Source organism: Lysobacter soli (assembly GCF_003382285.1).
GTDB lineage: Bacteria > Pseudomonadota > Gammaproteobacteria > Xanthomonadales > Xanthomonadaceae > Lysobacter_J > Lysobacter_J soli.
Map to the genome: position 1 here is coordinate 444,663 of NZ_QTJR01000002.1, position 13,213 is coordinate 457,875.

At 66.2% G+C, this 13,213-nt stretch carries 10 protein-coding genes; 2 read left to right on the forward strand and 8 right to left on the reverse strand.

Features of this window, described 5'->3' with window-relative positions; translation table 11 throughout:
• The first annotated feature begins 88 nt into the window (after positions 1-88).
• On the forward strand, positions 89-1,030 hold the full coding sequence (locus DX912_RS05345) for a Nudix family hydrolase (protein ID WP_425477909.1): 942 nt from the start codon (positions 89-91) through the stop codon (positions 1,028-1,030).
• 12 nt (positions 1,031-1,042) lie between these two features.
• Here the strand turns inward: DX912_RS05345 and coaE are convergent, their stop codons facing one another.
• The 8 genes from coaE to DX912_RS05385 all read right to left on the reverse strand — a co-directional run bounded on the left by coaE (position 1,043) and on the right by DX912_RS05385 (position 11,830).
• On the reverse strand, positions 1,043-1,660 hold the full coding sequence (gene coaE, locus DX912_RS05350) for a dephospho-CoA kinase (RefSeq protein ID WP_115841428.1): 618 nt from the start codon (positions 1,658-1,660) through the stop codon (positions 1,043-1,045).
• A gap of 46 nt (positions 1,661-1,706) precedes the next feature.
• A complete protein-coding gene (locus tag DX912_RS05355) occupies positions 1,707-2,570 on the reverse strand; it encodes a prepilin peptidase (RefSeq protein ID WP_115841429.1) in 864 nt (287 codons plus the stop codon).
• Positions 2,571-2,615: 45 nt separating this feature from the next.
• Entirely contained in the window at positions 2,616-3,875 is a 1,260-nt protein-coding gene (locus DX912_RS05360; protein ID WP_115841430.1) for a type II secretion system F family protein, read from the reverse strand.
• Positions 3,876-3,878: 3 nt separating this feature from the next.
• Positions 3,879-5,600, reverse strand: a complete 1,722-nt coding sequence (gene pilB, locus DX912_RS05365; protein WP_115841431.1) for a type IV-A pilus assembly ATPase PilB — start codon at positions 5,598-5,600, stop codon at positions 3,879-3,881.
• A gap of 116 nt (positions 5,601-5,716) precedes the next feature.
• Entirely contained in the window at positions 5,717-7,663 is a 1,947-nt protein-coding gene (locus DX912_RS05370) for a tetratricopeptide repeat protein (protein WP_115841432.1), read from the reverse strand.
• 78 nt (positions 7,664-7,741) lie between these two features.
• A complete protein-coding gene (locus tag DX912_RS05375; RefSeq protein WP_115841433.1) occupies positions 7,742-8,170 on the reverse strand; it encodes a pilin in 429 nt (142 codons plus the stop codon).
• A 487-nt stretch (positions 8,171-8,657) separates the two neighbouring features.
• The gene (locus tag DX912_RS05380) at positions 8,658-10,121 is read right to left on the reverse strand and encodes a sigma-54-dependent transcriptional regulator (protein ID WP_115841434.1); all 1,464 of its coding nucleotides are present in this window, start codon (positions 10,119-10,121) and stop codon (positions 8,658-8,660) included.
• A gap of 83 nt (positions 10,122-10,204) precedes the next feature.
• On the reverse strand, positions 10,205-11,830 hold the full coding sequence (locus tag DX912_RS05385; RefSeq protein WP_233433483.1) for a sensor histidine kinase: 1,626 nt from the start codon (positions 11,828-11,830) through the stop codon (positions 10,205-10,207).
• Between the two features lie 216 nt (positions 11,831-12,046).
• On the opposite strand from DX912_RS05385, the gene sucC reads away from it, so the two are divergent.
• Positions 12,047-13,213 (forward strand): ADP-forming succinate--CoA ligase subunit beta, encoded by a 1,167-nt coding sequence (sucC, locus tag DX912_RS05390; RefSeq protein ID WP_115841435.1) that lies wholly within the window; start codon positions 12,047-12,049, stop codon positions 13,211-13,213.

A 13,213-nucleotide genomic window follows, 5' to 3' on the forward strand; every position in this document is an offset into this window, starting at 1 on the left:
ACGGCCTCTTCGTCCGGGTAAGCAGGTGAGCAGCACTTCCATTCCCGATGTCTCGCGCACGGTCGATCCGGGCGCGGTTGACGGTGCGTTGCGCCGTGTCGAAGTGGTCGCGGGCGTCATCCGCGATGCGCGCGGCCGCGTGCTGCTGGCACGTCGTACGGAAGGGCGCGACCTCGCCGGCCTGTGGGAATTCCCCGGCGGCAAGCACGAACCCGGCGAATCCGCCGAAGCGGCGCTGGCGCGCGAGCTGCACGAGGAGCTCGGCATCGAGGTCGACATCGGCGCGCCGCTGATCAACGTTCCCCAGCGCTATCCCGACAAACGCTTGCGCCTCGATGTGCGCAGCATCGCCGCGTGGCGCGGCCATGCACGCGGCCTGGAAGGGCAGGCGTTGGTCTGGGTACCGCCGCAGAAGCTCCCCAGCTACGCGATGCCGCCGGCCGATCGGCCCGTCGTCGCGGCCTTGCTTCAGCCGGCGCACTACCTCGTGACGCCGCCGCCCGCTGGCGAGGACGCCGTCTGGCTCGGGCGTCTCGAACATGCGTTGGCCAACGGCGTCAGGCGCGTGCAGCTGCGCGCGCCGGAGCTGGATGCAGGACGATGGCGCGCGCTGGTCGCCCAGGCCGCGCGCCTGTGCCGCCAGGCGGGCGCGGAAGCGCTGGTGAATGGCAATGTCGCGCTGGCGATCGAGTTCGGCCTCGGTCTGCATCTGCCTTCGCGCCTGCTGCACGGCCTGTCGGAGCGTCAGATCCCGCCCGGCCTTCCCTTGGCGGCCTCCTGCCACGGCGTGGACGACCTGCTCGCCGCCGAGTCACTCGGGTGCGATTTCGCCGTGCTCGGCACGCTGAAACCGACGCCGAGTCATCCGGGCGTCGAGGGCATCGGTTGGGACGGTTTCGCGGCAATGCGCGAACGCGTGTCGCTGCCGATCTACGCCATCGGCGGCCTGACTACGGCGGATGTGGATGAGGCGCGGTCGCACGGCGCCCAGGGCATCGCCGCAATCCGCGGCCTCTGGCCGTCGGCCTGACGGGTCGGGCGCTTACGCGTGCGCGCCAGCCAGGGCGCGGTAGCGGCGATCCAGCGCCGCGACATGGGAAACGAGCAGCTCTACGGGGCCGTCGTTCACGATGACATCGTCCGCGATCGCCAGCCGCTGGTCGCGCGTCGCCTGAGCGGCGATCATCCGCTGCGCCAGCTCGGCATCCACGCGGTCGCGCGCCATCACGCGCGCGCGTTGCACATCGACCGGCACGTCGACCACGAGGATGCGCGACAGCCACGGGTAGGCCTCGCGTCCGCCGCCTTCGGCGAGCAGCGGAATGGCCGCGATGGCGTAGGGCCCTGACGCGGCCTCGCAGGCCGCACGAAGGTTCGCCCGCACGCGGGGGTGGATGATGGCTTCAAGTCGCCGGCGTGCGGTGTCGTCGCCGAACACGTGGCGACGCATCGCGGCGCGATCGAGGCTTCCGTCCGGCGCGAGGACATCCGCTCCGAAGGTCGCGACGACCTCGGCCAACCCGTCCGAGCCCGGCTCGACCGCGGTGCGGGCCGCGACGTCCGCATCCGCGACGGGAACGCCCAGCGCCTCGAAGCGGCGCGTGACTTCGCTCTTGCCGGAGGCCACGCCTCCGGTGACGCCGACGATGAACTCACTCATGGGCCTGTACGCCGCTTCAGAGCGGGTAGGGTAAACCGGCTGGACCTTACTTCAGCCCGGCGAACTGCATGTAGGCGCCGACCATCTGCTCGCCCCAGAAGAAGGTGATCCAGCCGGCGATGGCGAGGTACGGGCCGAACGGAATCGGCGTCGCCCGATCACGGCCCTTCATGGCCAGCCAGATCGAGCCGATCACCGCGCCTACCACGGAGGACAGCAGGATCGTCGGCAGGATGCCCTTCAGGCCCGTCCAGGCGCCGATGGCCGCCAGCAACTTGAAGTCGCCGTGCCCCATGCCTTCCTTCCCGGTGAGCTGCTTGAACAGCCACCACACGATCCAGAGGCTCAGGTAGCCCGCCACCGCGCCCAGCAGCGCCGGTTTGGCGGGGAAGTAGAGATTGTCGGACGCGGCGATCAGGCCCAGCCACATCAGTGGCAACGTCAGCTGGTCTGGCAACAACTGCGTGCGCAGGTCGATGCCCGACAGCACGATCAGGAAGCAGGTGAAGACGATTGCGCCAAAGCCCTGCCAGCCGAAGCCGAAGCGCCATACGCTTGCGACCACCAGGAGCATCGTCAGCAGCTCGACCAGCGGGTACTGCGGTGAGATCGGCGCCTTGCAGTTGCGGCACTTCCCGCCCAGCACTAGGTAGCTGAACACCGGAATGTTCTCGTACCACGACAGCTGATGCTTGCAGTGCGGGCAGTGCGAGCGCTCCACCACGATGCCCGGTGGCGGCGGATCGTAGGTGTCGGGTTCACCGAGCACCTCGCGACTGTCGCGGCGCCACTGCCACTCCAGCCGCTTGGGCAGGCGCAGGATCACCACGTTGAGGAAGCTGCCGACCAGCAGGCCGAGTCCGGCCGCCAGCGGAAATCCGATGGCGGGGTTTTGATCGAGGAATGCCATGCGCGGGATTGTGCCCGAAGTTCAGAACGGCGTGATCGGGGGCGCTTAGCCCACGACCGCGCCGAGCTTGAAGATCGGCAGGTACATCGCGATGACCATGCCGCCGACGATCACGCCCAGGAACACCATGATCAGCGGTTCCAGCAGGCTGGAAAGCGCGTCGACGGCGTTGTTGACTTCCTGCTCGTAGAACTCGGCGACCTTGAACAGCATCGTGTCGAGCGCGCCGGCCTCTTCGCCGATGGCGGTCATCTGCACCACCATGTGCGGGAAGATGTTGACCTGCTTCATGGACATGTTGACCGAGTAGCCGACCGAGACGTCGTCGCGGATGTTGCGGACGGCGTCCTCGTAGAGGCTGTTGCCGGTGGCGCCGGCGACGATGTCCAGTGCTTCCACCAACGGTACGCCCGCGCGGAAGGTGACGCCCAGCGTGCGCGAGAATCGCGCGATCGCCGAGTTGTGCATGATCTGCCCGATCACCGGCAGCTTGAGGATGGCGCGATCGAGGAAGCGCGAGAACGCGACCGAACGCTTCTTCGCCATGATGAAGGCTACGCCGGCGCCGACGACCGCGAACAGCACCATCCACCAGTAGGCGACCATGAAATCGCTCATGCGGATGATCAGCTTGGTGAAGGCCGGAAGGTCGGCGCCGAAGCTCTGGAAGACGGTTTCGAACTGCGGCACCACAAACACCAGCAGGATCGCGCTGACGATGAGCGCCACCGCGACGACCATCGCGGGATAGAACATCGCCTTCTTGATCTTGCCCTTCAGGGCTTCGATGTTTTCCTTGTATGTCGCGATCGTATCGAGCACGGTCTCGAGCACACCGGCCGTCTCGCCCGCCTTGACCAGGTTGCGGTACAACTCGTCGAACTGTACGGGGTGCTTGCTCAGCGCCTCGTAAAGCGAGGAACCGCTCTCGATGTCGGAGCGGATCGTGTTGAGCATCTTCGCCATGCGCTGGTTCTTGTGGCCGTTCGCCACGATTTCCAGCGAGCTGACGATGGGCACGCCCGACTTCATCATCGTCGCGAGCTGGCGACTGAACACCGCGATCTCGAGCGGCGTGATCGTCTTGCCTGCCGCGCCGAACAGGGGTTTGCCCTTGGCTTTCACCACGCGCGGCGTGATGCCCTGGCGGCGCAGCTCGGCGCGAAGCGCATTGGCGTTCTTCGCTTCCTGCTCGCCCTTCATCACCTTGCCGCGCTTGTCCGTTCCATTCCAGACAAACGTGCTCATCGGGTTGGGGCGGCGGGCGGCAGCGGCCGGCTTGACTGCACTACGGGTCGCGGACATGGGTTAGTCCTTGGTTACGCGGTTGATTTCGGCGAGGCTTGTCACGCCGTTCTTTACTTTCAGCAATGCCGACTGACGCAGGTCACGCACGCCGGATTGCTTGGAGGCTTCGGCGATATCCAGGGCGTTGCCGCCCTGCAGGACGATCGACTGGATCTTCTCGCTCATCGGCATCACCTGATAGATGCCGGTTCGACCCTTGTAGCCTTCGGTGCAATCGGGGCAACCGACGGCTTCGTAGATCTTCAATCCGGCCGCCACTTCCTGGTGGGTGAACCCCTCCGCGAGCAAGGCATGCTCGGGCAGCGATACTTCGCGCTTGCAGTCGTGCAGGCGACGGGCAAGTCGCTGCGCGATGATCAGCGTTACCGACGAGGTGATGTTGTAGGGCGCGATGCCCATGTTCATCAGTCGCGACACGGTTTGCGGCGCGTCGTTGGTGTGCAGCGTGGACAGCACCAGGTGGCCCGTCTGCGCCGCCTTCACTGCGATCTCCGCGGTCTCGAGGTCGCGGATTTCGCCGACCATCACGACGTCCGGGTCCTGTCGCAGGAAGCTGCGTAGCGCGGCGGCGAAGGTCATGCCGCGCTTGACGTTCATCTGCACCTGGTTGATGCCCGGCACGCGGATTTCGACCGGATCCTCGACCGTGGAGATGTTGCGTTCCTCTTCGTTGAGGATGTTCAGGCCGGTGTAGAGCGACACGGTCTTGCCCGAGCCGGTCGGTCCGGTGACCAGCACCATTCCGTACGGCTTGGCGAGCGCGGCTTCGTACAACGCGCGCTGGTCGTCTTCGTAACCGAGCTTGTCGATGCCAAGCTTGGCGGCACTGCCGTCCAGGATACGCAGCACGACCTTTTCGCCGAACAGCGTCGGCAACGTGCTCACGCGGAAGTCGACCTGCTTGGTCTTGGAGATGTTGAGCTTGATGCGGCCGTCCTGCGGCACGCGCTTTTCGGCAATATCCAGCTGCGCCATCACCTTCAGGCGCGCGGCGATGCGCGCCGACAGGTTCGGGGGCACCTTGCTGACCTGCTTGAGCAGGCCGTCGATGCGCAGGCGCACCCGGTAGTCGGTTTCGTAAGGCTCGAAGTGGATGTCCGAGGCGCCGCGACGGATGGCATCGACCAGCACCTTGTTGACGAACTTCACGACCGGGGTGTCGTCGGTCTTGACGTCCACGCCGCTTTCGTTCGCGACGTCGTCGCCACCGGATACGTCCAGCGTCTCCAGGCCTTCCTCGCCGCCGACCGCATCGGAGAGCGAGTCGCTCTGCTCCAGCCAGAGGTCGATGGTGCGCTGCAGGCGCTCGGCGTCGAGCAGGATCGGCTCGACGGCCAGGTTGGTCTGGAATTTGACTTCGTCCAGGGCCTGGGCGTTGGTCGGGTCGCTAATGCCGATGAAGAGGCGGTTACCGCGCCGGTAAAGTGGCAGGATCTGGTGCTTTCGCACCAGAGCCTCGTTTACCAGCTTGATTGCAGATTGGCCGGCGTCGAAGGCGCCGACGTCAAACAGCGGCACCCCGAATTCGACCGAATTGGCGGCAGCGAGCTGGGCCGGAGAAACGAGGCGCTTCTCGGCGAGATACGCACCGAGCGGCTGCTTGGCGGCCGTTGCGGCAGCCTGCGCCTGGCGTGCGACCACGTCCTCGAGCGCGCCATCGAGCACCAGGCGCCGGGCGATGCCAGTGATTCCCACCAGATTGGCGGTAGCCACGGTATTCATGCTTTCCCCTAAAACAATTTCTGCTTCCCCAGCCGGAATGTACCGCATTCGGGCGGCACAAGATCGGACGGTCGTCGCTCAAAAGCGAATCCGGCGAGCTCCTCCTACGACCAGGGTCAGGCTGAACCGGGGTGGGCCTTGGGCGAAGGCTCTGGACTCCGTTCGTCGATCAGCTTCCTGACCGCCGCAACGGCCGATTGTCCCTGAACGTCGTCGGGGCGGATCTGGGTTTCCGCGATGGCGAGCACTTCGCGGGCGTCTTCCAGCTGGCCGGAATGGACGTAGGCACGCGCGAGGAAAACGCCGATCTTCTTGTCCCCGCTGGCCTTCCACGCGAGTTCCGCCTGATGGGCCGCCTCCGGCCATTGGCCGACACTGGCGTACATCTGCGACAGAAGATTGCGGAAAAACCATTTGGGCGTTGCCGACTCGGGCTGGGCCGCCGCGGCATCGACAACTTCGCGGAGATAGCCGGCGATGGCCGCCCGGTCGACGTCGCCACACGTCGGCTTGCGGCTCGCGTTGGACAGGCGCGTGACCGCGTAGGTGTCAAAGACCGTGATGCGCTGCAGCCGCTTCGCTTCGACTACGGCATCTTCCAGGACGAGCCGGTTGTCGCCAGCGCCCTTGCGGCAGTTGCCGGCGACCAATTCGAAGCGGGCCATCTGGCGGCTGCGCGGGTCCTGGCTTTCCATCAGGCGCCGGATCAGCACTTCATGCGTGCCGTAGTCGCCACGAGCCGATGCTACGTCGGCCGCGTCGAAATTCGCCCGAAGCGAGTTCGGATGGAAGCGCAGCGCCTGCACGAGGATGCCGTCTAGGCTCTGCCAGACCAGCACGCGTCCGAACGTCGCCACGGTCAGGACCAGCGCGAAGCCGGTGGCGGCAAGCGTTCCGATCTGCTTGGGTGTCAGGACATTGAACGGCGGGTTCGCCGGTACCAAAGCGACACAGCCGAGCAGGCCAATGAGCAGTCCCACGGACGGCAGATAATTGCGGTGCTCGTAATACATCTCGATCGGCAGGAAGGTCGACTCGACCACGTGCGCGCCGAGGAAGAAGAACCAGCCCACGAACAATGACGGCGCGCGCTTGCGCAGCGCGATAGCGCCTACGCTGATGCCGATGAGCGCGACGATGGCCATCCATGTCGTAGCGGGAGAAGTAAGGCTGGAGGAGATCGCGAAGTCGTCGGTGTACAGCCCCATCCGCGGGCCACGCGGGAACAGCAGCATGCCGACGTAGTCCATCAGCGCTCGCGGCTGGGTCAGCAGGCGCTGACCGAGCGTGAAGTCCCACTCCGCATAACCGCCCAGGACTTTTTGCGGATACAGCGCGAGTACCAGACAGGCGCCGACTGCAGGCAGCAGCAGGAACAGGCCATAGAACACGGACAGGGTCCCGCGCTGCGTGCGCCAGCCACGGAAGTAGCCGAGCTCGCAGGCGAGGCATAGCAGTGGGGCGACCGCAGCGTTCTGTTTGCTCATCAGGCCCGCGAAGACCATCAGGGGCAGGGCCACGAACAGCTTCGCCCATGCAGCGCGCGTGGTTCCGGCGTCGAGGTCGCGACGTGCGCCCAGGTAGAGGAGCACCGCGGCGAGCGTGAAGAGGGTGCTGAGCTGTGCCATCCGCTGCACCGAATACAGCACGGTGCTGACGTGCAGCGGATGCAGGAGCCAGAAAACCGTAAGCAATGCGGCGAGCAGTTCCGAATGCCGCGCCAGGCGCTGGTCGAGCGAGAAAGCCTGGCGCCCGATGCGCCAGACCAGCAGGCCGCACAGCAGATGAACGACGAGGTTGCCGAGCTTGAAGGAGAAGCTGTCCGGGCCCCCAAGCCAGGTGGTCAGCATGAAGCTGAGCATGGCGAGCGGGCGCGCGAGCAACAGAGAGCCGTCCCCAAACACTTCCTGCCAGATCCGTTCGCCGCGGTACCACTCCGAGATGGGGGCCAATGCGTAGCCATCGTCAAAAAGGAACGGACCCTTGAGGCCCAGCCAGTAGACGGCGGCGGTGAGAACGAATGCCGCGGGCAGGAGCCACGACGTGGCGCGAGTGAATTTCATGTCGGATTCGGTTCCACCGAGGCCAAAAACAGCGAACCCCGGCCGAAGCCGGGGTTCGCGTTCAAACAACCGCGTCAGTTAGCTCTGCGGACGGCATTCGGCCGGCAGGAACTTCGCCTCGATGTCTTCCGAGGCGCAGATCCAAGTGACCTGGGCGGTGTCGTTGATGGTGCTCGGGGTCAGCGTGATATCGCCCTCAGCATTCGGGACCGTCGAGGTGATGGTGACGGTGCCCTCCTCGTCGGTGATCACGATGTCGCTGACGTACTTGGTGGCGCCCGGGAAGGTGTAGCCCGAGTTTTCAGCGGTCACCGAAGCCAGAGAACCCATCGACGAGGCGGTCTCGGCAACGGCGAGCTTGGCCGGAGCAGCCATCACCAGCGCTTCGGAGATCTTGGCGCGGGTGGTGTAGTCCTGGTAGGCAGGCAGCGCGATGGCGGCCAGGATGGCGATGATCGCGACGACGATCATCAGTTCGATGAGGGTAAAGCCCTGCTGCTTCTTCATTACGATTTCCCCTAGGAGTGTTTTGGAACTTCACGTGCCTGTGGGCCGGCGTTTCCGGTCCTCGGGCAGCCGTGCTCACTGCACGTGCCGCTAAGGTACACGCATAAGCCGTGCCAACAAGACTTCCGGGCCACGTGCGTGCTGAACTGGAGATGAGGTCACGCTAAATGTCAGAACCGGTCAGAGGGCGGGTGACGCTGAGTGTCACGCCCGCTGCGAGCTGACGAATTGCGTCACTCTGTCCGGGGCTCCCCGACGTGGCGGTACGGGTGCGTACGGCCTCACGTAGGGACAGTCTTCAGGACGGAGTGCCTGAAGCCCGGTCGATCATGGACGTGATGAGCCAAGCGAGGGACGTCCAGGCTGTCGCACCCCAGTTGGACGAGGACGCACTGTTCGCGCCCCGCGCGTTCGCGGAATTCTTCCGGTGCGTCGATGAAAAGCGGCTGCGGGCGCCTGCGTCCGATCGACGAAAGGCGCGGCACCGTCAATCGATGCCGAGCTTCTTCAGCTTGTATCGCAGCGCGCGGAAGGTGATGCCGAGCGCCGCCGCGGTGCGCGTCTTGTTGTAGCGGTTTTCCTGCAGCGCCTGCTGGATGGCGGCGCGTTCGATTTCCTCGATGTACGAGGGCAGGGGGCTGCTGGCCGTATCGCGCGGGTTGAGCGTGCGCGGATCGATCGCCTGCGTCGGCTGGCCCGGCACCATCAGCGGCGGCGCTGCGGAATTCGCGGGCGCAGTCGCCGACGTTGCACCCGTAGCCGGAATCGGCGTCGCGGCGGACACCGTATTCGCGGCCTTCGGCAGGCGCAGGTCCTCGGCGGTCAGGCTGTCGCCTTCGGCCAGTGCAAGCGCGCGTTCGAGGATGTTCTCCAGCTCGCGCACGTTGCCCGGGAAGGCATACGCACGCAGCGTATCGAGCGCGTCGGCCGACAGCGTCGGCGGGAACACGCGGCCCTGCGCAAGCGAAAGACGCTGCAGCACCTTCTCGGCGAGGCCGGGCAGGTCGTCCTGGCGTTCGCGCAGCGGCGGCACGCGCAGTTCGATCACGTTGATGCGGTAGTACAGGTCCTGGCGGAAACGGCCGTCGGCGACGAGCGCCGCCAGATCCTTGTGCGTCGCCGACAGGATGCGCACGTCGACCGGGACTTCGGCGTTTGCGCCCACCGGGCGGATCGATTTTTCCTGGATCGCGCGCAGCAGCTTGACCTGCATCGCCAGCGGAAGCTCGGCGATTTCGTCCAAGAACAGCGTGCCGCCGTCGGCGCTCTGGAACAGGCCCGGCTTGTCGGCATGCGCGCCGGTGAAGCTGCCCTTCTTGTGGCCGAAGAACTCGCTTTCCATCAGTTCGGCCGGGATCGCGCCGCAGTTCACCGGGACGAACGGTCCGGTCGAACGCGCGCCTTCGGCGTGGATCGTGCGGGCGACGAGCTCCTTGCCCACACCCGATTCGCCCACGATGTACACAGGCGCCTGGCTGCGGGCGACCTTGGCGATCGTGCCGCGCAGGGTAGCCATCGCGGGTGACTGGCCGTACAGGCGTGCGGCGACGATGTCGGCCGGCGGCGCGCTCTTGCGGCGTTCGTTGAGGTCGAGCGCGTGGCGGACCAGATCGCGCAGCACGGCCAGGTCCACGGGCTTTGCGACGAAGTCGAATGCGCCGGCCTTCAAGGCCTCGACCGCGGCTTCGACGTTGCCGAAGGCGGTGATCATCGCGACCGGCGTTTCCGGATGCTTCTGGCTGATCTCGGCGACCAGGTCCATGCCCGAGCCGTCCGGCAAGCGCATGTCCGTCAGGCACAGGTCATAGCGATTGCGCGCGAGCTGGCCGCGGGCTTCGCCGAGCGTGGAGGCGGTGTCGCATCGAAGGCCCATGCGGCCCAGGGTCATGACGAGCAGTTCGCGGATGTCGCGTTCGTCGTCGACCACCAATGCACTACGTGTTTCAGCCATTTTCCCTCCGGCCTTCACGATAACTTAAGGTCGTGCGGGGCGCCAAGCACGCGCAGAGCGATTTGCCCTGTTCAGGTTTAGCCTCAGGACGACAGCAACGTGTGGCTCCCGATCAGGCGCACCCGGAAGCACCCGCCGCCGCCCGGCATGGCGACGTAGTCGAGCGTGGCCTGGTTGGCCCGACACAATTCGCGCGCGATGTAGAGCCCAAGCCCGGTGCCGTGGCTGGAGGTCGTGAAGAACGGGCGGAACAGCCGCGACGCCACCGATTCGGGAATGCCCGGTCCACGATCGAGCACGTCGATGCACGGAAGTCCCGCATCGTCCGGATACACGCTCACCGTCACTCGCGCCGGCTCGCCCGGCATGCGGCCATAGCTCAGTGCATTCGACACGAGCACCGTGAGCACCTGGTGCAGATGGCGCGGATCGATCAGCACCGGCAGGCGCGGGATCTGCGAGGTGCTGCGCAGCGTGTCGAGGTCCAGCGGGTGGCTCGCGAGGTATTCGTCGACGAACAGCTTCGCGAAGGCGACCAGTTCCACGTGCTCGGGTTTGGCTGGTTCACGCCGCGCCATGCCCAGCACGTTCTCGACGATGCCGTTCATGCGGATGCCCTGCTGGCGGATGATTTCCAGCAGGCGCCGCTCGGCGGTGGGTATGTCGTCGGACTCTTCCAGCAGCTGCACGGCGTAGTTGATCGCGGCGAGAGGGTTGCGGATCTCGTGCGCGAGGCTTGCCGAAAAACGGCCCAGCGTCGCCAGCGTCATCGATTCGGCATGGCGCGAGAGCAGCGAGGTGTCGTCGAGGAAGACCAGCACCTGCTCGCTGCCGGCGAGCAGCCGGGTGAAACGCGGCACCACTTCCGGAAGATCCGGCGCCAGCTGCAGCGGGCTGTCGTTGTGTGTGCCGTCCTGGCGCCAGCGTTCGAGCCGGCGCGCCAGTTCCGGCGCGGCGACCGCCAGGCTGCGCTGGCCGTGCAGGTCGGTGCTTTCGCCTGCATCGCCGAGCAGCAGCATGGCCGCCTCGTTCGCCAGGCGGATGCGGTCGCCACGGTCGACGAGCAGCACGCCCGTGCGCAGGCGGCGGATGATCAGCTCGTTGATCTCGCCCAGGTGCGCGGCCTCGGCGCCGCGGCGTTCGGCGAGGTCGTAGCTCTCGCGCATCTGCCGGCCGAGGATGCTGGTCAGCGTGGCGATCGCCATGTAACCCACCGCGAACATCATCGGTTCGGCGAGCGTGCGGTCGGCAGCGTCGGGCGCGAACCGGCTCCAGACGAACTCGCCGAACAGGCCCAGCACCGCCACCACTGCCGCACCCAGGCCGTACCGCGCCGGCAGCAGCAGCGAGGCCGCGCCCACGTTGAACAGCAGCATCAGCGCGATGCCGGTGCCGGCGGCGGGCATCGCATGCATCGCCAGCAAACCGAAGAAAAGATCGGCGGCGATGCCCGTCAGCGTCTGCGCGCGCAGCTCGCCACGTCGGCCGAACACGAACAGCAGCGCGGCGATGAAGAGGTAGGACAGGGCGATCGAGCGCGCGCCCAGCGCGTTGCGCAGCGGTTCGACCAGCCCGGTGGCCGGTCCGAACAGGAAGAACACCAGCAAGGCCGCCTCGAACAGGCGGTAGAGCGTGAAGAAGTACAGCTCGCGGCGAAGCGCGCTGTCGGCGTCGGCGGCGACGGGCGGCCGGGCGGAGGCGATCGACAAGCGGCGTTCCTTCCGTGCGAAAACGATGTGCCGAGTATGGCTGGCGGCGCCGGCGAACCGCTACCGCCGGCGCGTGGCCGCCGGGCGGTTTTGCCCGGGCCGCGTGGATGGGCGACAATACCGCCCCCTCGCGCTCGACGTCACGACGGTCCTGGGTTTCCCGGACCTCGGAGCGAAGCCGGCCGCGGGGATTCTTTTCACTCCCCTCGGTGACGCATGAATTTTCACGAATATCAGGCAAAGCAGCTGTTTGCCGACTACGGCATCGCGGTGCCGACCGGGCGCGTCGCGCGCACTCCGGACGAAGCCGTCGCGGCCGCCAAGGCCATCCCGGGCGACCTGTGGGTCGTCAAGGCGCAGATCCACGCGGGCGGCCGCGGCAAGGCCGGCGGCGTCAAGCTGGCCAAGTCGTACGACGAGGTGAAGCAGTACGCCGCCGCGATGCTCGGCACGAAGATGGCGACCTACCAGACGGCGGGCGTCGAGCTGCCGATCGATGCGGTCCTGATCTCCGAAGGCACCGACATCGCCAAGGAGCTGTACCTGTCGGTGCTGGTCGACCGCTCGACCAAGTCGGTCACCTTCATCGCCTCGGCCGAGGGCGGCATGGACATCGAACAGGTGGCCGCCGAGAAGCCGGAAGCCATCCACGCGCTGCACGTGAACTACGTGCAGGGCCTGCAGCCCTACGAGTGCCGCGACCTCGGCTTCGCGATGGGCCTGAACGCCAAGCAGGTCAACCAGCTGACCAAGATCATGCTGGGCCTGTACAAGCTGTTCAACGAGAAGGACCTGGCGCTGGTCGAACTGAACCCGCTGGCCATCCTCACCAACGGCGACCTCGCCGTGCTCGACGGCAAGGTCGACTCCGACGACAACGCCTCGTTCCGTCATCCGGAACTGGTCGCCATGCGCGACATCCGCCAGGAAGACGAGACCGAAGTGCTGGCCAGCCAGCACGACCTCAACTACGTCACGATGGACGGCAACATCGGCTGCATGGTCAACGGCGCAGGCCTGGCCATGGCGACGATGGACGTCATCAAGCTCAACGGCGGCGAGCCGGCGAACTTCCTGGACGTCGGCGGCGGCGCCACCAAGGAGCGCGTGACTGAAGCCTTCAAGCTGATCCTGTCGTCCGACAAGGTGAAGGCGATCTTCGTGAACATCTTCGGCGGCATCGTCCGCTGCGACATGATCGCCGAGGGCATCATCGCCGCGGTGAAGGAAGTCGACGTCAAGGTCCCGGTGATCGTCCGCCTCGAAGGCACGAACGTCGAAGCCGGCAAGGAACTGCTGAAGAACTCGGGTCTGGCCATTACCCCGGCCGACGACATCAACGATGGCGCGAAGAAGGCCGTTGCGGCCGTCGCTGGCAAGTAA